Consider the following 21,263-nt stretch of genomic DNA (forward strand, 5'->3'; position numbering starts at 1 on the left):
GGTTCGCCGCGTCGCGCCTCAGGTGGGGGGCGGCGGCGGCTTCGCGAGCGGCTCGCGGATCGGGCGGCCGGCACCCGTTCCTCCGGGGCCGCGCCGCGGTCGGCCCGCAGCGATCGCCGCCCGAGAGGCGCCGCGCCCCGGACCGGCGGCGCGGCCGCTACGCGGCGATCGGTACCCGGGCGCGGCGGATTTCGCCGAACCGCGGTCCCGAGACCCGCTTCTCAGAGCCCCACGGGCCGGCCGGCGGCGACCACCAGCATCTTGCCGTCCGCGAAGGTGCGGGCGGCGGCCCGGCGGATATCCGCCTGGGTCACGGCCGAGACCATCGCGTTGCGCCGGGCGATGTAGTCCATGCCCAGCTCCTCGAAGGCGATCTGCACCAGCTGGTGGGCGATCTTGGTCGAGGTGTCGAAGCCGAGGGCGTAGGAGCCGGTCAGGTAATCCTTGGCCTTCTGCAGCTCGTCGTCGTCCGGGCCGTCCGTGATCAGCCGGCCGATCTCGTCGCCGATCACCGACAGGGCCTCGCCGACGCGCTCGTTCTTGGTGGCGGTGTAGCCCCAGGTCATCGCGGCCGACCGGTGGCTGACCAGCGAGGTCCCCACCGAGTAGGCCAGCCCGCGCTTCTCGCGCACCTCCTGGAACAGGCGGGACGTGAAGGCGCCGCCGCCGAGGATGTGGTTCAGCACGTAGGCCGGGATGAAGTCCGGGTCGCGCCACGGCACGCCGGCCATGCCGAACCGGATCACCGACTGGGGCACGTCGAGGTCGACGACGATGCGCTTGCCGAGATCGTGCACTTCGGTGCGCGGCACCGCCTTCAGCGCCCCGGCCTCCGGCAGGGTTCCGAAGGCGCGGTTCAGGCCCTCGGCGAGCTGCTCGGCGCCGATGGCGCCGACCGCCGCCACCTTCACCCGGCCGCGGCCGATGATGCGGGCGTGCATCGCCAGCAGGTCGTCCCGGGTGATCGCCGTCACGCTCTCCACGGTGCCGGAGGACGGGCGGGCGTAGGGATGGCCGGCGAACGCCTCCTTGAAGAAGCGGCGGGAGGCCAGCACGCCCGGATCGTTCTGCTGGTAGCGCAGGCCGGCGATGATCTGGGCGCGGACGCGCTCGATCGCGTCGGGGTCGAGGCGGGGCTTGGCCAGCGCCAGGGCGAGGAGCGCGATGCCCTCGTCGGCGTGCTTGACCAGCATCTTCAGCGAGCCGCCGACCGCGTCGGCCCCCGCGTGGAACGACAGCTCGATTGCCCGGGCGGCGAGCCGCTCCTGGAACAGGTCGGAGGTCAGGTCGCCGGCGCCCTCGTCGAGGAGCCGCGCCAGCATCTGCGCGCAGCCGGCCTTGCCGGCCGGGTCCTGGGCGGCGCCGCCCTCGAAGGTGAAGGCCAGGGCGATCATCGGCACCACCGGCGACTCGACGTGCCACGCCTCGATGCCGGCGGCGGTCGTCACCGGCAGCGCCGTGGTGGGCGAGCTGACGGTTTGGGCGGTGGTCTCGACCAGAGTCTCGGCCAAGCTCATGGGAACCTCGTGTCTCTATCTCGGGCGACGGCGGAGCGGGCCAGGGCTCCCGTTCGGCAGAGCGCCCCGCCCGGACCCGTCACGGGCCCGGCGGGACGCACCCGGGGTTACTCGGCGGCCATCGCGACCGGGGCGTCGGGATCCTGCGCCTTGGTCAGGTAGCCGGTGACCGAGCGGGCCGGCGTCAGCCAGCGCTCGGCGGCGCCCTTGAGACGCGCCTGCGTCACCCCCTCGATGTCGGTCGGCCAGCGGCGGACCTCCTCGATGGTCTCGCCGATCGCCAGCGCCGAGCCGTAGATGCGTGCCAGCGACGACTGGCTGTCAGAGGAGTAGACGGTCTCGGCCACGAGGCGGGTCTTGGCGCGCTCGATCGCCTCGGCGTCCAGGGCCTCCGCGGGGGCGCGGCGCAGCACCCTGTCGACGGCCTCCTCCAGCTTCTCCAGGGGCACGCCCTCGGCGGGCACCGCGTAGACGGAGAAGCGGGTGTCGTCGATCGCCGAGCCCATGTACCAGGCGCCGGCATTCACCGCGAGGCCGGTCTCCATGACCAGCTTGCGGTAGAGGTAGGAGGTCGAGCCGCCGCCCAGCACCTCGGCCAGCAGCTCGAGGTCGTGGCAGCCGCCGTCCCGGGCGGTGATGCAGGAGGGGGTCAGGTAGAGGCGCTGCAGGGTCGGCTGCTCGACCTTCGGGTCGGCGACGGCGACGCGGCGCAGGGCCTTCGGCTCCGGCTCCCGCGCCCGCAGGCGCTCGGGCCGGGCGCCCTGGGGCGTCACGCGGCCGTAGGTGGTCTCGGCGAGGCGCCGGACCTCGTCGGGCGTGACGTCGCCGGCCACCACCAGGATGGCGTTCTCGGGGGTGTAGAAGCGCTTGTAGTAGGCCAGCGCGTGCTCGCGGTTCAGGCCCTCGATCTCGTGCATCCAGCCGATGATCGGGATGCCGTAGGGATGGTGCACGAACAGGCCGGCCGCCATCGCCTCGGAGAGCTGGGCGGAGGGGTCGGTCTCGACCCGCATGCGCCGCTCCTCCAGCACGACGTCGCGCTCGGGGGCGACGACGGCGTCGTCGAGGACGAGGCCGCTCATGCGGTCCGCCTCGAATTCCATCATGGTGCCGAGGTGATCCCGGGCGACCCGCTGGAAGTAGGCGGTGTAGTCGTAGCTGGTGAAGGCGTTCTCCTGGCCGCCCAGGCCCGACACCGCCTTGGAGAAGGCCCCGACCGGGTGCTTCTCGGTGCCCTTGAACATCAGGTGCTCGAGGAAGTGGGCGATGCCCGACTGGCCGAGCGGATCATCGGCCGAACCGTTGCGGTACCAGATCATGTGGGTGGCGACGGGGGCCCGGTGGTCGGGGACGACCACCACGTCGAGGCCGTTGTCGAGGGTGAAGGCCGTCACTTCCGGTCCGCCCGCCTCGGAACGCCCGAACGGCGCGGCCTCGCCCCGGCCGGCGCTGCCGCCGTAGGGCGAGCCCGGACGCAGCGGGAAGAGGGTGGGCGTCGCCTTCCTGAACAGGTGCATTCCGCTTTCCTTCTGCCGGCCCCGGATCGAAGCGTCCCGCGTCGGGATGCGCGCGCGGATCGGGGCCGTCCTGGTCACCGGGGCGCAAGAACCGCACCGGGACGATCATCTCATGTTGCCACGCCGCGGCGCCGTTGCAACGGCGACACGGCGCCCCCGTCACTGCTGCGCGCGCTGACGGAGATACGCGCGGGGATCCGACTCCTCGCGCTCGCGGCTGGCGTTGTTGATCGGGTCGCTCGACGGCGGCCGGGCCAGCTGCTTGGGCGACTGCCGGTACCCGGTCGGCGGGTCCGTGAGCGTGTCGCGGCTCGGCTCGATGTCGGAGGGCTCGGCGTTGGCGCTCTTGCCCTTGAGCAGCTCGAAGGGGCTGAGCAGGCTGTCGTCGCGGTTGTTGTCGCCGGGCTTGCGCTCGGCGGTGGTCGTCAGGCCCGCGCCGGCACGGCGGCCGCCGCGCATCTCCTCCACGGAGAGCGTCGCGTTGTTGTCGTCGTAGCGGCCCTGGGCCTGGGAGCCCTTGGGATTGCGCCGCTCCACGGCGGCGCGCTCGCGCTCCACGATCTCGGGATCCTTCGGCCAGGCGGTGCTGGTGGAGCGCGCCCGCGGCTGCGGCAGGGCCTTGCCGTCGATCTTGGGCGGCATCACCAGTGGCGGCCGCTCGTGATAGTCGATCGGATCCTGGCGCTTCTCCAGGAGGCCGATGCCCGACAGGGCGTCGCGCATGAACTCGCCGCGCTCCTGCGCGTGCGCGGCACCGACGACGCAGAGCGGAGCCAGGGCCACCGCGGCGGAGAGGAGGGGACGAAGCCTGCGATGCCCGGTCATGCTGCCTCACGGGTTCCGGACGGAGCGTCCGGCTCTGGGAAGGCCGCGGCGCGGCCCGATCCGACAGGTCCCGGCCTGAGACCGGTTTCCGGCGATCGTATGGCGCCTTGACTGCGTCGCGCCAGGAGGGGGACGCGGGAGGACCTGTGTGTTGCAGGGATCACAGGCGCGGCGCCGGGTCGCCCTGCGGGGGGGACGCCCGGCCCCTGCGGCCGTCCGGGGACAGGCTGTCGAGGATCAGGCCGATCACGCCGGCCACGATCGCCGCGTCGGCGACGTTGAACACGTACCAGGACCAGCCGCCGGCATGCAGGTGGACGAAGTCGAAGACGGCGCCGTAGGCGGCCCGGTCGATGGCGTTGCCGAGCGCCCCCCCGACGATCAGCCCGAGGGCGATCCCGAGGAGCCGCGACGTGGCCCGGCGCATCCAGATCCCGAGGCCGAGGGCGGCGGCCAGCGACAGGGCTACGAGGAGCCAGCGGCCGATCCCGCCCTCCTGCTGGAACAGCCCGTAGGAGACGCCCCGGTTCCAGACCACGACGAAGTCGGCGAAGGGCGCCAGCCGCCAGGGCTGCGTCAGCACGAGGTCGGTGCCGAAATAGAGGCCGAGCTTGCTGGCCTGATCGAGGACCAGGGTGAGAACGAGGGCCAGGAGGCCGGCGCGGAACGGCGTCACGGGCGGCGCACTCGGCCCGGGCCGGCGTCCCCCTCTCCCCGCGGGCGGGGAGAGGGAGTGGCGCCGCCGACGACGCGGAACGCCCTCACGCCGCGCTCGCCTCCGGATGCGCCGCGTCCCACTCGCGCAGGGCCTGGGCGTCGCGGGGCGTCACGTCCGGGTAGTCCGGGTCGCTGCCCACCTCCGGGCTGACCCGCCAGGAGCGGGCACATTTGCGACCCGCGGCCGGGCTCGGCACCACCGCCACGCCGCGTACCTCGTCGAGGCGGAAGGCCTCGGCCGGGCCCTCGCCCGCCACAACGGCGATGTCCGAGGTGATGCAGGTATCGGCGAAGTCGCAGCCCTCGAGCGCCGCGAGAAGCTCCGGATCCGCCACGTAGACCGTCGGCGCCGCCTCCAGGCTCGCGCCGATGCGCTTGGCCGCGCGCTCGATCTCCAGGGCGCCGGTGACCACCCGCCGCACCCGCCGGATTTTTTGCCAGCGCTCCGCGAGGGGGGCGTCGAGCCAGTCAGCCGGGGTCTCCGGCAGGGTCTGGAGATGCACCGAGCCGTCCTCGGACGGGTAGCGGTCGAGCCACGCCTCCTCGGCGGTGAAGGCGAGCACCGGGGCGAGCCAGATCGTCACCCGGCGGAAGGCCTCGTCGATCACCTGCAGCGCCGACCGCCGGCGGACCGAGGACACGGGATCGCAGTACAGGGCGTCCTTGCGCACGTCGAAGTAGAAGGACGACAGGTCGCCGGTCATGAAGCCGTTGAGCAGCGCCACCACCCGCTTGGTGTCGAACGCCGCGTAGGCCTCGCGGATCTCGCCGTCGAGCTCGGCGAGCCGGTGCAGGATCAGCCGCTCCAGCTCCGGCATGTCGGCGTAGGCCACGTCGTCGCCCTGGACTCGGTGGGCCAGCGAGCCCAGCATCCAGCGCAGGGAATTCCTGAGCTTCCGGTAGGTCTCCGCGAAAGTCTTGATGATCTCCGGGCCGATGCGCAGGTCATCTGTGTAGTCGGAGGCGGCGACCCACAGGCGCAGGATGTCGGCGCCCGAATCCTTGATGACGCTCTGCGGTGCGACGACGTTGCCCTTCGACTTCGACATCTTCAGGCCCTTGCCGTCGAGCACGAAGCCGTGGGTCAGGACGATGTCGTAGGGCGCCCGGCCGCGGGTGCCGGCGGATTCGAGCAGCGAGGACTGGAACCAGCCGCGGTGCTGGTCGGAGCCCTCCAGGTACATGACCCGGTCCTGCCCGCCGTCGCGGACGCGCTTCACCCCAGAAAGCCCCGGGAAGGCCTCCGGATCGTCGAGCACGAAGGCGTGGGTCGAGCCCGAATCGAACCAGACGTCGAGGACGTCGGTGACCTTCTCGTAGGCGGCCGGGTCGTGGTCGGGCGCCAGGAAGCGCTGCGCGGCGTCGTCCCGGAACCACGCGTCGGCGCCCTCGGCCGCGAAGGCGTCGCGGATGCGGGCGTTGACGGCGTCGTCCTTCAGGATCTCGGCGGTGTCGCGGTGGACGAAGACGGTGATCGGAACGCCCCAGGCGCGCTGGCGCGAGACCACCCAGTCCGGCCGGTTGGCGACCATGCCGGTGATGCGGTTCTTGCCTTGCGTCGGCACCCACTGGGTGTCGTCGATGCCCTGGAGCGCTACCTCGCGCAGCGTCCGGTTGCCCAGCGAATCCACCGGCCGGTCCATGGCGATGAACCATTGCGGCGTGTTGCGGAAGATCACCGGCTTCTTGGACCGCCAGGAATGCGGGTACTGGTGGCGCAGCACCCCGCGGGCGATCAGCGCCCCGGCCTCCGTCAGCGCGGCGATGACCGCCTTGTTGGCGTCGCCCTTCTCGCCCTTGGCGGTGAGCACGCGGGTGCCGGTAAAGCCCGGAGCGGCCTCCGTGAGCACGCTGTCGGCGTCGACCGTGTAGGGGATGGTCGCGTCGATGCCGCGCTCGCGCAGCAGCCGGCCGCTCGCCATCCAGAGCTCGAAATCCTCGCGGCCGTGGCTCGGCGCCGTGTGGACGAAGCCCGTGCCGGACTCGTCGGTGACGTGGTCGCCGTCGAGCATCGGCACGGCGAAGCCGTAGCCGAGCTTCGCCAGCGGGTGGTCCAGGGTCAGGCCGGCGAGCGTCGACGGGCTCACGTCGGCGACGCGCGCGAACGCCTCGACCCGGGCGGCTTTGAACACCGTGGCGGCGAGGCTGTCGGCGAGCAGGTAGGTCTGGCCGGGCACCGCCCAGTTGTCGGCCGGCGCCTCCGTGACCCGGTACAGGCCGTAGGCAATTTTTTTGGAGAACGCGACGGCGCGGTTGCCCGGGATCGTCCACGGAGTGGTCGTCCAGATCACCACCCGCGCCTGCGCGAGATCGCCCTCGGCGCCGGACCGGATCGGAAACGCGCAAAAAATCGTGTCGCTGACGTGCTCCTCGTACTCGACCTCGGCTTCGGCCAGCGCGGTCTTCTCGACCACCGACCACATCACCGGCTTGGAGCCGCGATAGAGCTGGCCGCTCATCGAGAACTTCATCAGCTCGTCGGCGATCACGGCCTCGGCGGGGAACGCCATGGTGGCGTAGGGATGGTCCCAGTCGCCGGTGACGCCGAGCCGCTTGAACTCCTCGCGCTGCACGTCGAGCCACTGGGCCGCGAAGGTCCGGCATTCCTGCCGGAACTCGATCACCGGCACGTCGTCCTTGTTGCGGCCCTTGGCGCGGTACTGCTCCTCGATCTTCCACTCGATCGGCAGGCCGTGGCAGTCCCAGCCCGGGACGTAGTTGGCGTCGAAGCCGAGCGCGGTCTGCGAGCGGACCACCACGTCCTTGAGGATCTTGTTGAGCGCCGTGCCGATGTGGATGTTGCCGTTGGCGTAGGGCGGCCCGTCGTGGAGCACGAATTTCGGCCGGCCCTGGCCGCGGGCGCGCAGCTTGCCGTAGAGGTCCATCCGCTTCCAGCGCTCGATGAACAGCGGCTCGCGCACCGGCAGGCCAGCGCGCATCGGGAACTCGGTCTGCGGCAGGAACAGGGTCTTGGAATAGTCGCGGGCGGGCGCGGTCTCGGGGGCGGTCATCGGATCTCGCATCGGCGGTCGGGCCGGCAGCGTCGGGCCGGCGGAATCGGGTCGGGCGGCAGGAGGATCCCGGACCTCCGCGCGGCCGCGCTGGAGCGGGCCCTCAGGCGGAGGCCGGGCCGGTAATTCGGATCGGGCGGCCGGGGCCGCGCAGGGCGCGCGAAGCGTGCATGACGGGTTCTCTACCAGCCGCCCCGGCCGGAGGCCAGCGGCAGCGCGGATCACGCGCCCGTGACCGCGGATGGGACCAATCGGCGTCTGAACCGTTGACCGACACACCCTCCGCCCGCCGCGGCGGCGCGGAGCCGATTCGGACAGACATCCGGGAGTAGCCCCATGAAGAAGCTTCTGATCGCGACCCTCGCCCTCGCGCCGCTGGCCTACGCGGGCGCCGCGGAGGCCCAGGGCACGGCGCGCGGCGCCCAGCGCGGCGTCGAGGACGGCACGGCCGCGGCCGGCCCCGTGGGCGGGGTCGTCGGCGGCGCGGTCGGCGCGGCGACCGGCACCGTCGGCGGCGTGCTCGGCACCGATCCGGACCCGGCCCGCCGGGCGCGCGAGAACCGCCGCGAGGAGCGGATGGAGCGCCAGGAGCGCCTCGGCCGCTGACAGGGTCCCGTAACAGGGTCCGGCCGGTCGCCTCAGGCGGCCGGCCGCGCCTCCCGGCGGATCGTCTCCTGCGCCAGGAGGTACAGGCCGGAGCCGACGACGATCATGGCGCCCGCCACGGTCCAGCGGCTCGGAACGTCGCCGAACAGCAGGAAGCCGAGCGTCACCGACCACAGCAGCTGCGTGTAGATGAACGGCGCCAGCACGTTGGCCGGGGCCCGGGCATGGGCCATCACCAGCAGCCAGTGGCCCAGCGTTCCGAACAGCGCGACCCCGAACAGCAGCGCCCAGTGGGTCAGGCTCGCCGGGCTCGTCCAGATCCACGGTAGGAGCGGGGCCATCAGCGCGAGTCCCGCGAGGCCCGTGTAGAACATGGTCGTGGCGGTCGAGTCGTAGGCCGCGAGCTTGCGCGTGATGATCGCGTAGAAGGCGTAGACCACCACGTTGGCGACGCAGAGCAGCGCGGCCGGATGCATGCCGCCGGCGCCCGGCCGCACGATCACCAGCACGCCCAGGAAGCCGACGCCGATCGCCGCCAGCCGCGCCCGCGACGACCACTCGCCGAGCAGCGGCCCGGCGAGCAGCGCCACGGTGAGCGGCGCGGCGAACTGGATCGAGATCGTCTCGGCGAGCTGCAGGTAGCGCAGGGCCAGGAAGTTGAGCGCCGTGGAGGCGAAGAGCAGCAGGGAGCGCGCGATCTGCAGCGGCAGGCGCCGGCTCTTCACGACGCCCGGCGTGCGTACCGGGTTGATGAACAGCGAGATCATGGCGACGCTCGCCGCGTAGCGCATGAAGGTGGTGACCAGGGGATCGACGCCGGCCCGGGCCAGGGTCTTGCCGCAGGCGTCGAGGCTCGCGAAGAAGGCGACGGCCCCGCACATCAGGGCGATGCCGACGATCCGCCGGCGGCCGGCGAGGTCGGCCTCCGGAGCGGCGCGCGGCGCGGCGCTGTCGTCGGGGACGGAGGTCGCGACCTGCGTGCTCATGCCTGACCAATCTCGGTAGAGGCCGAAATCCCTGCCACGCCCGGTGCCGTGCGGGTACCGGCCGGCGCGCAGGGGAACCATGCAGCCGGCACGGTCGCCCGCGACGGCGGCGGCTCAGCGCTTCGCCGCGACCTTCTCGGCAACGGGGGCCTTCTCGGCGGAGGCCGTCTTGGTGGCGGCCTTGGCGAGCTTCGGCTTGGGCGGCGTCGCGCCGGCGATCAGGGCGGCGAGGTGCGACTGGTCGAGCCCCGCGGCGGCGCGCGCGGGCGCAGCGGGAACAGGCGCCGCCGCGGCGACCGGCGCGGGCGCCAGCGCGGCGGCCCGTTCGACCCGGCGCGGCTCGATGGAGCCGGTCGCGGCGGGCTCGGCGAGGCTCGCCGTCGCGACCGCGGGGGCGGCGGACTCGCGCTGGACCCGGAGGGTCCAGTGCGCGGCGGTGGAGAGCGCGGCGATGCCGAGAATCGCCTTGATGCCGCTGGTGAGCAGGGCTCGCATGGTCGTCAGGCCCGAGAGAACGCGGTTACGCGGAACCGGATCCCCGGCCCGGACGCATCATCGCGCGGGAGCGTGAACGAAGCCGCAACGGCCCCGTGCGCCCCTGTCCCGGAACGGGTCAGGGACCCGCGCCCGCGACCCGTCTCGCGGGCGGAATCGGGTGGGAAATCATGTGGGCCATGCGCCGGACCCGCGGTTCCTGTTCCCCGCGCTCCCGACACTCCTGCAGCGACTCGGCCCACTGAGCCTCACAGGAACGGCCCAGAGAACTGGTCCGGACCGTCCCGTCACTGCCGACCCCGCCGCCATGCAGGCCCGAGCGGGCTCGCGAAACCTTCAGGCGCATCGGCCGCTGGGGACAGCCCGTGTAGAGGGTGACAGCCGAGCCGGCAACAGAGGCGGGGCCGTTTCCGGGACCCCGCGGCGATCAGTGCTCCGCCGCGGGCGCGACGAAGCGCATCAGCGCGGCGATCTCGTCCGCGCCGTCCTCCGCGGCGAGGCGCCGGTAGAGCGCGGCGTAGCCGGAGAAGACCTGCCGCCCGGCCGCGTCGGGCCCGAGGAACCCGGCGATCTCCTCCATCTCGGGCGCCCAGCGATAGGCCTTCGGCACCATGTCGGGCAGCCCCCTGGCGAACCGGGCCAGCAGCGACGGCTCGTTCTCGGCGAGCTCGGCCAGCAGCGCTTCCCCGGCGCCGGCGCGCTCGGCGGCGCCGATCACGAGCGCGGCGAGCGCCGTCAGGCCCTTGTTGAGGCCGGCATAGCTCATCTTGAGGCTGGAGGCGGCGCCGACCGCGCCGGGGCAGACGCGCAGGTCGAGGCCGAGGTCGCGCAGGACCAGGGCCGGGGCCGTCTCGGGACCCGAGACGTAGACGCGCGGCCCCTTGGCGCCGGGCTTCGGCGGCAGGCCCAGGATCGCGCCGTCGAGGAATGGCGCGCCGGTGGCCGCGACGATCCCGGCGACGCGCCCGACCGTCTCCGGGCTGACGGCGTTGGCGTCGATGTAGACCGGCTTGCGCGGGGCCGCCGCCAGGGCGGGCGCGAGCCGGCGGGCCAGCGCCTCCGCGTCGGCGGGCGGCACGATGGAGAGCAGGAGATCGGCGGCGGCGAGCTCGCCGTCCCCGGCATGCGCCATGCCGGCGGCCGCGGCCCGGGCGCGGCTCGCCGCCCCGCGCCCGTCCAGGGAGGTCAGTACCCGGGCGCCGTGCCCGGCGAGCCGGGCCCCGACGGCGCTGCCCATGGCGCCCGGGGCGATCACCGCGATCGTGGGCACGGGACGCCTCCGGGACCTCGGGGCCGCTACCGCAGCGAGCCGCAGAAGCGCTGGATGCGCCGGCAGGCCTCCTCCAGCACCGCGTTCGACGTCGCGTAGGAGATGCGCAGGTTCGGGCCGAGGCCGAAGGCCGAGCCGTGGACCGCCGCCACGCCCTCGGCCTGGAGCAGCTCCATGACGAAGTCCTCGTCGGTCTCGATGGTCTTGCCGGCCTCGGTCCGCTTGCCGATCAGCGCCGCGCAGGACGGGTAGACGTAGAACGCGCCCTCCGGCGTCGGGCAGGTCAGCCCGTTGGTCTGGTTGAGCATCGACACGACGAGGTCGCGCCGGCCCTGGAAGGCGGCCCGGAACGTGGCGAGGTGGTCCTGCGGCCCGTCGAGGGCGGCCACCGCCGCCCACTGCGCGATCGTGCTGGCGCCGGAGGTCTGCTGGCCCTGGACGAAGTCCATCGCCTTAATGAGCGCTTCCGGCCCGGCCGCGTAGCCGATGCGCCAGCCGGTCATGGCGTAGCCCTTCGAGACGCCGTTCATCGTCAGCGTCCGCTCGATCAGCTGCGGCTCGACCTGGGCCGGCGTGACGAACGCGAAGTCGCCGTAGGTGAGGTGCTCGTAGATGTCGTCGGTGAGGATGTGCACGTCCGGGTAGCGGAGCAGCACGTCGGTGAGCGCCTTCATCTCGGCGCGGGAATAGGCGGCGCCCGACGGGTTCGACGGCGAGTTGAGGACGATCCACTTGGTCTTCGGGGTCAGGACCCGGTCGAGCTCCTCGGCCTGGAGCTTGAAGCCGTTGGCCATGTCGGTGTCGGCGAAGACCGGCGTGCCGCCGCACAGCCCGACCATCTCCGGGTAGGACACCCAGTAGGGGCGGGGGATCACCACCTCGTCACCGGGGTTCAGCGTGGCGAGGAACGCGTTGTACAGCACCTGCTTGCCGCCGGTGCCCACGATGGTCTGCGAGACCTTGTAGTCGAGCCCGTTCTCGCGCTTGAACTTCCGCACGATCGCCTCGCGCAGGGGCACGATGCCGGAGACCGGCGGGTAGCGGGTCTCGTTCCGGTGGATCGCCGCGATGGCGGCCTGCTTGATGTGCTCGGGCGTGTCGAAGTCGGGCTCACCCACCGACAGGCTGATGACGTCGACGCCGGAGGCCTTCAGGTCCCTGGCCTTCTGGGTCATCACGATGGTCGCGGACGGCTTCACCCGCGAGAGGACGTCGGCGAGGAGAGCCATGGCGTGCGGTGCTCCGGATTTTTGCGGTCAGGCGCCGCTTCCCCGCGGCGCGGCGGACCCTAGGCCCGGGACGCTGAGCCGGCAAGCGCGAGACGCCGCGGCGGCGCGCGGGAGCGACGTTTCTGCTATGATCCTCGGAATCGGGACGGAACGAGAGGCCCTGCCGATGGGCGAGACGATCAGCATCACCCTGGCACCGGACACGCTCCGCGCCGTGCGGGAGAGCGTCGAGGCCGGTGAGTACGCTTCGGTGGACGCGCTGCTCGACGAGGCCGTGCACGCCCTGCAACGCCAGCGACGCGAGGATGCCGAGCGTCTCGATGACATCCGCGCCCGCATCCGGCGTTCCCTGGACGATCCGCGGCCGGATCTGAGCATCGAAGAGGTTCAAGAGGATCTCGACAGGATGTTCGCTGAAGCGCGGCACGACACCCGCCGTGCGTAGACTGCCTGTCGCGTTTCGCCCTCAAGCGCAGGCCGATCTGGCCGGCATCTTCCGAACGGTCTTGCAGCGGAGTCAGAACGTCGCGACGGCGCAGCGCTTCACGCAGCGGATCAAGGATCGGTGCGACCGAATCGGCCACGCACCGCATGCGGGCCGACCCCGTGACGATCTCTTGGAAGGCTTGCGAACGGTGGCGTTCGAGAGATCGGCTGTGATCGCCTATCGCGTGGAACGTGGATCCGTGAGGATCCTCAATATCTTCTATGGCGGCCGCGATTTCGAGGCGGTCTATCCAGGCGATACCACGGAAAAAGCTCAGGAGCCCCCGTCCTGACGAACTGCCCTCGCACCGGCCGGCCCAGACCCCCATCTCACCCGGCATGACCCCGCTCTCCGTCCTCGACCTCTCCTTCGTCAGCGCCGACTCGACCCCGGCGCGGGCGCTGCACGACACGCTGGCCCTCGCCCGCCACGTCGATAACCTCGGCTACCGGCGCTACTGGCTCGCCGAGCACCACGCCCTGCCCAACGTGGCGAGCCCGGCGCCCGAGATCATGATTGGCCAGATCGCCGCCGCGACCCGCAACATCCGGGTCGGCTCGGGCGGCATCATGCTGCCGAACCACGCGCCGCTGATGGTGGCCGAGCGCTTCCGGGTGCTGGAGGCCCTGTTCCCGGGCCGGATCGACCTGGGTCTCGGGCGCGCGCCCGGCACCGACGGCCTCACCGCGCGGGCGCTGCGCCGCCGGGAAGCGCCGGGGGAGGGCGGGGACGACTTCCTCGACCGCCTGCAGGAGCTGCTGTTCTGGGACGGCGGCTTTCCGGAGGGGCACCCGTTCGCGCGGATCGAGGCGAGCCCCGCGGGGGTGCCGCTGCCGCCGATCTTCCTGCTCGGCTCCTCCGACTACAGCGCCCGCCTCGCTGGCGAGATCGGCTGCGGCTTCGGCTTCGCGCAGCACTTCTCCGGGATGCCCGCGGAGCCGCCGATGCTGGACTACCGGACCCGGTTCCGGCCGACGCGGCTCGGCGCGAAGCCCCACGCGATCCTGGCGGTGGCGGCGATCTGCGCCGCCACGGACGCGGAGGCCGAGCGCCTCGCCTCCAGCGCGCGGCTCGCGACGCTGCGGCGGGAGCGCGGCGAGTACCGGCCTCTGCCGAGCCTCGCCGAGGCGCTGGACTACCCGTATTCCGACGGCGAGCGGGTGCAGATCGAGCGCGGCCGCGACCGCCTGCACGTGGGCGGCCCCGAGACCCTGCGGGCCCGGCTCGCCGACATGGTCGCGCGCACGCAGGCCGACGAGCTGATGATCGTCTCGGCGATCCCCGACCAGGCGGCGCGCCACGACTCCTACGCGCTGCTGGCGCGGGCCTGGGGACTCGGCGCCGCCTCACAGGCGGCCTGAGCCGTCACTCGCCCCCGCCGCGGGCGCTGGCGGCGGCGAGGCCGGCCGTGCAGGCTCCCCCCGGTTCACGCCCGCGACCAGACGGGCCGACCGGAGGAGAGGCAGCATGGGCAACCGACGCGAATTCCTGACCGCCACGGCCGCGGGCCTCGCCGCCGCCGCCGCGGCGCCGGCCCGGGCCGCCGAGGAGCGCACGGCGGCTCCGAAATCCACGCCGGCGGGGGCGCCGCCCTTCGGCATGCCCCGCGACATGGTCCTCCTCAACATGCGCCGCGGCGACGGCTACGCCCTGGGCGTGAAGACGAAGGACGGCGTTCTCGACGTCGAGGCCGCCGGCCGGGCGCTCGGGATGCCGGTCCCCGCCGACATGGACGACCTTCTCCAGAACGGGCGCGGCCCGGCCCTGCGCGCCCTGATCGACGCGGTCGAGGCCGCGCCCGACGGGCGCTTCGTGCTGGCGGAAGCCGACGTCGCCTACGCGCCGGTGGTCACGCGGCCCGAGAAGATCATCATGATGGGCTTCAACTACCGCCACCACGCGGAGGAGACCGGCACGCCGATCCCCAAGGACCCGCCGCTGTTCAACAAGTACAACAACGCCCTGAACCACCACGGCGGCACGATCGCGCTGCCGACTCAGGCGGCGCGGGAATTCGACTACGAGACCGAGCTGGTGATGGTGTTCGGCCGCGAGTGCCGGAACGTGTCCGAGGCGGACGCCCTCGATTATCTCGCCGGCTACTGCACGGGCAACGATTTCAGCGCCCGGGACCTCCAGACGCTGACCTCGCAGTTCATGATCGCAAGACCTCGGACGGGTTCGCGCCGCTCGGCCCCTACCTGGTGACCGCCGACCGGGTGAAGGACCCGAACAACCTCAAGCTCAAGACGCTGGTCAACGGCCGGGTGCGCCAGGACTGGAGCACCGACGACATGATCTTCAACTGCCGCCAGCTGATCAGCTTCGCGTCGAGGGTGATGACCCTGAAGCCGGGGGACATCTTCTACACCGGGACCCCGCAGGGGGTGATCTTCGGCGAGAAGATCCCGCGCAAGGACCGCGCGTGGCTGAAACCCGGCGACGAGGTCGTGTCCGAGCTGGAAGGGCTCGGTGAGCTGCGCTTCAGGCTGGTCTGATCCGTCGTCCGAGCGGTGCGACCCGCACCGTCATCACGAGCGCAGCGACGTGACCCAGGGCAGCGCGACGGCAGGTGTCGTCGCGCCGGCCGGATCGCTTCGCTCCGCTCGCGAGGACGGCACTGTCGCAGCCATCACCCGTGAACGGCCCGGGTGCTGGGACCGTCCTCAGCGCCCGAACAGGCGACCGAGACGGGCGAGGAAGCCGCCCCCGTCCGCGGGCTTCGCACCGGGCGTCGCCGCCTGCGCGGCCCCCGCCTTCGGCGCCAGGACCAGCCCGAGGGCCGCCGTATCGGTGGTCTCGCGGTCGATCAGGATCAGGCTGCCGGTCTCGCGGTTCTCCGCGTACGGGTCCACCGCCACCGGCCGGTCGAAGCGCAGGCTCACGTCGGCGATGTCGTTCGCCGACAGGCGCTCGGCCGGGCCGGGCCTGCCGGTCTCGGGATCGATCCGCGAGGCGATCCGCTCCACGGTCGCGGTGACCGTGGCGGTGCCGATCTTGGCGAGCAGGCTCGCGCCCGGGCTGAGATCGGTCTCGGCCGCCCAGAACAGGCGCGCGTCGAGGGTCTCGGTGACCCGCATCGGCGCGTCGGTGGCCACGATCACCTGCCCGCGGGAGGCGTCGATCTGGTCGGCCAGCACCAGGGTCACCGACTCGTCCTCGCCGGCCTCGGGCAGGTCGCCGTCGGCGGTGTAGATCCGCGCCACCGTGGAGGTCCGGCCGGAGGGCTGGACCGTCACCGAATCGCCCGGCCGCACCCGGCCGCTGGCGATCCGGCCGCTGTAGCCGCGGAACTCGGAATTGGGCCGGTTGACCCACTGCACCGCCATCCGGAACGGCGCGTTCAGTGCCTCCGCGCGGACCGGCACGGTCTCGAGGTAGTGGAGCAGGGTGCCGCCCGTGTACCAGGGCGCCGCGACGCCCGCGTCCACGACGTTGTCGCCGTTCTTGGCCGAGAGCGGGATCGCCTTGACCTCGGAGAAATTCAGCCCGCGGGCGAAGTCCGAGAACCCCGACACGATGCCGTCGAAGGTGCCCTGCGCCCAGCCGGCGAGGTCCATCTTGTTCACCGCCAGCACGACGCGGCGGATCCCGAGATTCGACACGAGCAGCGCGTGGCGCCGCGTCTGCCGGGTCAGGCCCTGGCGGGCGTCGACCAGGATCACCGCCACGTCCGCCGTCGAGGCGCCGGTGGCCATGTTGCGGGTGTACTGCTCGTGGCCGGGGGTGTCGGCCACGATGAAGGAGCGCTTGTCGGTGGAGAAGAACCGGTAGGCGACGTCGATGGTGATGCCCTGCTCGCGCTCGGCCTGAAGGCCGTCGACGAGCAGCGCGAGGTCCATCTCCTGCCCCTGCGTCCCGTGCTTGCGCGAGTCGCGCTGGAGCGCCGAGATCTGGTCGTCGAAGATCTGCTTGGTGTCGTGCAGGAGCCGCCCGATCAGGGTCGACTTGCCGTCATCCACCGAGCCGCAGGCGATGAAGCGCAGCACCGCCTTGTTGCGGTGGGCCGTCAGGAACGCCGCGTAGCCGGAGGCCCGGTCGGTGAAGGCCGTGGGAGCCTGGTGGAGCGTCATCAGAAATAGCCCTCCTGCTTCTTGCGCTCCATGGCGCCGGCCCCGTCCTTGTCGATCACCCGGCCCTGCCGCTCCGAGGTGCGCGCCGCCAGCGTCTCGCCGATGATCTCGGGCAACGAGGCCGCGTCGCTCTCCACCGCGCCGGTGAGCGGGTAGCAGCCGAGCGTCCGGAAGCGCACGAGGCGCTGCTGCGGGGTCTCGCCCGGCGCGAGCGGCAGGCGCTCGTCGTCGACCATGATGAGCTGGCCCTCGCGCTCGACGACCGGCCGCTCCTTAGCGAAGTAGAGCGGCACGATCGGAATGTTTTCCTGCTCGATGTAGAGCCAGATGTCGAGCTCGGTCCAGTTCGACAGCGGGAAGACGCGCAGGGACTCGCCGCGCTTCTTCTTGAGATTGTAGAGGTGCCAGGGCTCGGCGCGCTGGCGCTTCGGGTCCCAGCGGTGCTGCGCGGTGCGCAGGGAGATGATCCGCTCCTTGGCGCGGCTCGCCTCCTCGTCGCGGCGGGCGCCGCCGAAGGCCGCGTCGAACTTGTGCTTGTCTAGCGCCTGCCGCAGGGCCTGCGTCTTCATCACGTCGGTGTGCACCTCGGAGCCGTGGCTCACCGGCCCGACACCGCGGGCGAGCCCGTCCGGGTTGGTGTGGACCAGGAGGTCGAGGCCGAGCTCCTTCGCGCGGGCGTCGCGGAAGGCGATCATCTCGCGGAACTTCCATGTCGTGTCGACGTGGAGCAGCGGGAACGGCAGCCGCCCGGGCGCGAAGGCCTTGAGGGCGAGGTGCAGCAGCACCGAGGAATCCTTGCCGATCGAGTAGAGCATCACCGGGTTCTCGGTCTCGGCGACCGTCTCCCGGAAGATGTGGATGCTCTCGGCCTCCAGCCGCTTGAGATGGCTGAGGCGGTCGGCGGCGGTCGGTGCGGGCGTGGGGGCGCTCGGCTGCACGGCGGCGAGGGCGGCGCTCATCGGGCGAACTCCGGCTGGCGGGCTGTCTGATTCGGGGTGGTCTCGAAGGCGGCGGGCTCGAGGATCGCGGGCTCTTGGCCCGGCTGCACGGCCGCACCGGGGCGTCCGACGTGCAGGCCGCACTCCTTCTTGTCTTCCTGCTCCCACCACCAGCGGCCGGCCCGCTCGGGCTCGCCGAGCTTCACGGCGCGGGTGCAGGGGGCGCAGCCGATCGACGGGAAGCCGCGATCGTGCAGGACGTTGTAGGGCACGAAATTGTCGCGCACGAAGCGGTCGACCTGCTCCCGCGACCAGTCGGCCAGCGGGTTCAGCTTGATCAGGCCGCGCTCCGCGTCGAAGGCGGCGAGCGGCGTCTCGGCGCGGTTGGCCGACTGGCCGGCCCGCAGCCCGGTGAGCCAGCCGCTCGCGCCGGCGAGCGCGCGGCCGAGCGGCTCGACTTTGCGGAAGCCGCAGCAGGCCTGACGGGCCGCCACCGAGCGCCGGAAGCCGTTGATGCCCTCGCTCCGCACGAAATCCTCGGCGGCCGCGCGTTCGGGGGCGTAGGCGGTGATTCGGATGCCGTAGGCCGACTCGGTCTCGGTCCACGTGTCGTAGGTCTCGGCGAAGAGGCGGCCGGTATCGAGGGTGACGATCTCGACGCGACCCTTCGCGAGGCCCGCCATGGCCAGCGCGTGGGTGAGCGCCTGGTCCTCGACGCCGAGGCTCGTCGTGAAGACGAGGCGGCCGGGGATCTCGGCGGCGATCAGGTGGAGGCGGCCTGGAAGGTCGAGCCCGGACAGCCGCTCCGCGAGGGAGTCGGCCGCCTGTCGGTCCGGACGGGTCATCGCGCCATGTCCCGGGGTTCGCGTGGTGGAAAGGCCACGGCCAGCGCCGTGCCTGTTGTCGAACGGTCGAAATGTTCGCTATACCGAACGAAGTCAAGGCGCCCCGGCGCGCTTGGCGGGGTCGGACCGGCGGTTCGGCGTGCGGTTGCGCACAGCTTCCGGCGCGGGCAGCATGGGCCCGAGGTAAAAGATTCTTCTCACTGGTCCCGGTAGACACGTATATGCGCTCGCGCCCCGCGCGCGGCGGAAGCCCACGGAGACAGCTTTGGACGCGATCGATCTGAAGATTCTCGCCCTGCTGCAGACGGACGCCACGCTCTCCATCGCGGCGATCGGCGAGCGCGTGGGCCTGTCCCAGACGCCGTGCTGGAAGCGCATCCAGAAGCTGGAGGCCGACGGGGTCATCGACCGGCGCGTGGCGGTGCTCGATCCGGTGAAGCTCGGCCTCGGGCTGACCGTGTTCGTCTCCATCGAGACCGCGGACCATTCCCAGGAGTGGCTGCAGCGCTTCGCCGCAACCGTCTCGGCCATGCCGGAGGTGCTCGAGTTCTACCGGATGGCCGGCGACGTGGACTACATGCTGCGGGTCGTCGTCGCCGACATGCAGGCCTATGACAGCTTCTACAAGCACCTCATCGCGGTGCTGCCGCTCAAGAACGTCACCTCCCGCTTCGCGATGGAGAAGGTGAAATCCACCACGGCCCTGCCGCTGCCGGCGCCCCCGAAGAACGGGCGGCACCTGCCGGGGACGGCCCCCGTCCTCGCCGTGGTTGGAGAATGATATTCTCTTTTTTCGCAGTGCAGCGAACGTGATGTCCTATACGCCACCCGTTCTGCAAAACGAACGTTTCTCGATTGACACCGGCCGCGCCGGCCCCGACATGGTCCCGTGATGTCCCGCCAGAATCTCCTCCCGCGCACCGCCCCGTTCGGGGACGGCGAGCGCGCCAGCCTCGACGCGGTGCTCGGCACCGCGAGCCCCACGCAGCGCGCCTGGCTCGCCGGCTTCCTGGCGGGCCTCGACGCCGCGGGCGGCCAGCCGGCCGCGGTACCGGCCGCCCCGCCCAAGGCCGCCGCGCCGCTGACGGTGATCTACGCCAGCGAATCGGGGAACTCCGAGGCGCTCGCCGGCAACGTCGCCAAGCTCGCGCGCAAGCAGGGCTTCAAGCCGAAGGTGGTGGACTTCGCCGACCTCGACGTCGCGACCCTGCCCAAGGCCGGCAAGCTGATCGCCATCGCGGCCACCTGGGGCGAGGGCGAGCCGCCGGCCCGGGCCGTGCGGGCCTACGGCGAGCTGATGGGGGAGGGCGCCCCGCGCCTCGACGGCGTCGAGTTCGCGGTCCTGTCGCTCGGCGACACGTCCTACGCGGAGTTCTGCGCCATCGGGAAGGCGCTCGACGCGCGCTTCGAGGCGCTCGGCGCCAAGCGCGCCGCCGAGCGGGCCGACCTCGACCTCGATTTCGAGAAGCCCGCCGCCGACTGGATCAAGGGCGCGCTGAAGGCGCTCGCCCCGGCCGAGCAGCCCGACAACGTCGTGGCGGTGGACTTCGCCCGCGCCGGCGCCGGCGAGGACGACGACGCCGAGCCGAGCCGCGAGCCCGTCGTGGTCGAGGTCGTCGAGCACGTGAACCTCAACTCGTCGCGCTCCGACAAGGAGACGATCCACCTCGCGCTCGCCTTCGAGGACGGCGCGCCGGCCTACGAGCCCGGCGATTCGCTGGAGATCTATCCCGAGAACGACCCGCAGCTCGTGGACGAGATCCTGAACGCCGCCGGGCTCTCCGGCGACGAGGCCCTGCGCACGGCTCTGCTCGCCGAGCGGGACATCACCACGCTCTCGGCCGCCACGATCGAGCGCTTCGTGAAGGCGACCGGCCACGCGGAGGCGCAGACGCTCATCGACAGCGGCGAGGCCAAGGCCTGGATCGAGGGCCGCCACCTGATCGACCTGCTGGAGACCTACCCGGCGAAGCTCACGGCCGATCACATCGGCACCATCACCCGGCCGTTGCCGCCGCGGGCCTACTCGATCGCCTCCTCGCGCAAGGAGGTGGGCGACGAGGTCCACCTCGCGATCGCGGCGGTGCGCTACGAGACCCACGGCCGCGCCCGCTCGGGCGTCGCCTCGGTCCACGTCGCCGACCGCATCCGCGACGGCGCCAAGCTGCGGGTGCGGCTGAAGCCGAACCGCCACTTCCGCCTGCCGCAGGATCCGGCCACCGACATCATCATGGTCGGGCCGGGCACCGGCGTCGCGCCGTTCCGCGCCTTCGTGCAGGAGCGCCGCGCAGTGGAGGCCCCGGGGCGGTCGTGGCTGTTCTTCGGCGACCGGCACTTCACCCACGACTTCCTGTACCAGCTCGAGTGGCAGGACGCCCTGGAGGACGGGTCGCTCACGAAGATCGACGTGGCCTTCTCGCGGGACCAGCCGGAGAAGGTCTACGTGCAGGACCGGATCACCCAGCACGCGCAGGAGTTGGTCTCCTGGCTGGACGGGGGCGCGCATCTCTACGTCTGCGGCGATGCCAAGGCCATGGCCAAGGACGTGCGCGCCGCCGTGGTGGGCGCGTACCAGAGCGCGAAGGGCCTCAGCGCCGCCGAAGCCGAGGCGCAGGTCGCGGCGCTGGAGCGCAGCCACCGCTACCAGCAGGACGTTTACTGAGGACACACCGCTCCCCGCACCGCGGGGGGCCTTCAACGAGATGCGGCAGAGACAGGCGGGACGCAGGTCCCCGCTCCCGGGCGGG

20 protein-coding genes are annotated in these 21,263 nt (G+C 72.2%); 8 read left to right on the forward strand and 12 right to left on the reverse strand.

All coding sequences use genetic code 11. From position 1 onward, the window contains the following. Window positions 1-221 precede the first annotated feature (221 nt). The 5 genes from LXM90_RS14430 to ileS form a co-directional block, all read right to left on the reverse strand. The gene (locus LXM90_RS14430) at window positions 222-1,517 is read right to left on the reverse strand and encodes a M16 family metallopeptidase (RefSeq protein WP_020093173.1); all 1,296 of its coding nucleotides are present in this window, start codon (window positions 1,515-1,517) and stop codon (window positions 222-224) included. A 107-nt stretch (window positions 1,518-1,624) separates the two neighbouring features. Beyond that, complete coding sequence (locus LXM90_RS14435) at window positions 1,625-3,034, reverse strand: M16 family metallopeptidase (RefSeq protein WP_020093174.1); 1,410 nt, start codon at window positions 3,032-3,034, stop codon at window positions 1,625-1,627. A 159-nt stretch (window positions 3,035-3,193) separates the two neighbouring features. Next, window positions 3,194-3,859, reverse strand: a complete 666-nt coding sequence (locus LXM90_RS14440; protein ID WP_020093175.1) for a hypothetical protein — start codon at window positions 3,857-3,859, stop codon at window positions 3,194-3,196. A gap of 160 nt (window positions 3,860-4,019) precedes the next feature. Continuing rightward, entirely contained in the window at window positions 4,020-4,535 is a 516-nt protein-coding gene (gene lspA / locus LXM90_RS14445; protein ID WP_020093176.1) for a signal peptidase II, read from the reverse strand. An 85-nt stretch (window positions 4,536-4,620) separates the two neighbouring features. After that, window positions 4,621-7,587, reverse strand: a complete 2,967-nt coding sequence (gene ileS, locus LXM90_RS14450; protein WP_020093177.1) for an isoleucine--tRNA ligase — start codon at window positions 7,585-7,587, stop codon at window positions 4,621-4,623. A gap of 336 nt (window positions 7,588-7,923) precedes the next feature. Here ileS and LXM90_RS14455 point away from each other — a divergent pair, with 336 nt between their 5' ends. Continuing rightward, the gene (locus LXM90_RS14455; protein WP_012318778.1) at window positions 7,924-8,193 is read left to right on the forward strand and encodes a hypothetical protein; all 270 of its coding nucleotides are present in this window, start codon (window positions 7,924-7,926) and stop codon (window positions 8,191-8,193) included. A gap of 32 nt (window positions 8,194-8,225) precedes the next feature. Here the strand turns inward: LXM90_RS14455 and LXM90_RS14460 are convergent, their stop codons facing one another. The 4 genes from LXM90_RS14460 to LXM90_RS14475 form a co-directional block, all read right to left on the reverse strand. Beyond that, complete coding sequence (locus LXM90_RS14460; RefSeq protein WP_020093178.1) at window positions 8,226-9,179, reverse strand: DMT family transporter; 954 nt, start codon at window positions 9,177-9,179, stop codon at window positions 8,226-8,228. Between the two features lie 114 nt (window positions 9,180-9,293). Beyond that, window positions 9,294-9,674, reverse strand: coding sequence for a hypothetical protein (locus LXM90_RS14465; RefSeq protein ID WP_020093179.1), 381 nt, complete (start codon window positions 9,672-9,674; stop codon window positions 9,294-9,296). 427 nt (window positions 9,675-10,101) lie between these two features. Continuing rightward, the gene (locus tag LXM90_RS14470; RefSeq protein ID WP_020093180.1) at window positions 10,102-10,944 is read right to left on the reverse strand and encodes an NAD(P)-dependent oxidoreductase; all 843 of its coding nucleotides are present in this window, start codon (window positions 10,942-10,944) and stop codon (window positions 10,102-10,104) included. Window positions 10,945-10,970: 26 nt separating this feature from the next. Beyond that, entirely contained in the window at window positions 10,971-12,173 is a 1,203-nt protein-coding gene (locus LXM90_RS14475; RefSeq protein ID WP_020093181.1) for a pyridoxal phosphate-dependent aminotransferase, read from the reverse strand. 166 nt (window positions 12,174-12,339) lie between these two features. Between LXM90_RS14475 and LXM90_RS14480 the strand changes: the two genes are divergently transcribed. The 5 genes from LXM90_RS14480 to LXM90_RS32030 all read left to right on the forward strand — a co-directional run bounded on the left by LXM90_RS14480 (window position 12,340) and on the right by LXM90_RS32030 (window position 15,158). Beyond that, window positions 12,340-12,618, forward strand: a complete 279-nt coding sequence (locus LXM90_RS14480) for a ribbon-helix-helix domain-containing protein (protein ID WP_326491885.1) — start codon at window positions 12,340-12,342, stop codon at window positions 12,616-12,618. Further along, window positions 12,611-12,952: a type II toxin-antitoxin system RelE/ParE family toxin gene (locus LXM90_RS14485; RefSeq protein WP_234080746.1), complete on the forward strand. Its 342-nt coding sequence runs from the start codon at window positions 12,611-12,613 to the stop codon at window positions 12,950-12,952. Before LXM90_RS14480 ends, LXM90_RS14485 begins: the two co-directional genes overlap by 8 nt. Before the next feature lie 46 nt (window positions 12,953-12,998). Beyond that, a complete protein-coding gene (locus LXM90_RS14490) occupies window positions 12,999-14,021 on the forward strand; it encodes an LLM class flavin-dependent oxidoreductase (protein WP_020093183.1) in 1,023 nt (340 codons plus the stop codon). 106 nt (window positions 14,022-14,127) lie between these two features. Beyond that, window positions 14,128-14,868, forward strand: a complete 741-nt coding sequence (locus LXM90_RS32025; RefSeq protein ID WP_326491886.1) for a fumarylacetoacetate hydrolase family protein — start codon at window positions 14,128-14,130, stop codon at window positions 14,866-14,868. Continuing rightward, window positions 14,865-15,158: a fumarylacetoacetate hydrolase family protein gene (locus LXM90_RS32030; protein ID WP_326491887.1), complete on the forward strand. Its 294-nt coding sequence runs from the start codon at window positions 14,865-14,867 to the stop codon at window positions 15,156-15,158. Before LXM90_RS32025 ends, LXM90_RS32030 begins: the two co-directional genes overlap by 4 nt. Before the next feature lie 168 nt (window positions 15,159-15,326). On the opposite strand, the gene cysN is transcribed toward LXM90_RS32030, so the two are convergent. Genes cysN through LXM90_RS14510 form a run of 3 tightly spaced genes read right to left on the reverse strand, consistent with a single transcriptional unit; the run spans window position 15,327 to window position 18,516 of the window. Further along, the gene (gene cysN / locus LXM90_RS14500; RefSeq protein WP_020093184.1) at window positions 15,327-16,733 is read right to left on the reverse strand and encodes a sulfate adenylyltransferase subunit CysN; all 1,407 of its coding nucleotides are present in this window, start codon (window positions 16,731-16,733) and stop codon (window positions 15,327-15,329) included. Then, window positions 16,733-17,692 carry a sulfate adenylyltransferase subunit CysD gene (cysD, locus tag LXM90_RS14505; protein WP_020093185.1) on the reverse strand — a complete coding sequence of 320 codons (960 nt, stop codon included), beginning with the start codon at window positions 17,690-17,692 and terminating at the stop codon, window positions 16,733-16,735. The genes cysN and cysD overlap by 1 nt, the downstream gene beginning before the upstream one ends. Beyond that, entirely contained in the window at window positions 17,689-18,516 is an 828-nt protein-coding gene (locus tag LXM90_RS14510) for a phosphoadenylyl-sulfate reductase (protein ID WP_020093186.1), read from the reverse strand. The genes cysD and LXM90_RS14510 overlap by 4 nt, the downstream gene beginning before the upstream one ends. Window positions 18,517-18,781: 265 nt before the next feature. Between LXM90_RS14510 and LXM90_RS14515 the strand changes: the two genes are divergently transcribed. Both LXM90_RS14515 and LXM90_RS14520 read left to right on the forward strand, forming a co-directional pair. Further along, window positions 18,782-19,297 carry an Lrp/AsnC family transcriptional regulator gene (locus LXM90_RS14515; RefSeq protein WP_010686224.1) on the forward strand — a complete coding sequence of 172 codons (516 nt, stop codon included), beginning with the start codon at window positions 18,782-18,784 and terminating at the stop codon, window positions 19,295-19,297. A gap of 111 nt (window positions 19,298-19,408) precedes the next feature. Then, the gene (locus tag LXM90_RS14520; RefSeq protein WP_020093187.1) at window positions 19,409-21,178 is read left to right on the forward strand and encodes a diflavin oxidoreductase; all 1,770 of its coding nucleotides are present in this window, start codon (window positions 19,409-19,411) and stop codon (window positions 21,176-21,178) included. Window positions 21,179-21,263 lie beyond the last annotated feature (85 nt).

This window comes from Methylobacterium oryzae, assembly GCF_021398735.1.
Lineage (GTDB): Bacteria > Pseudomonadota > Alphaproteobacteria > Rhizobiales > Beijerinckiaceae > Methylobacterium.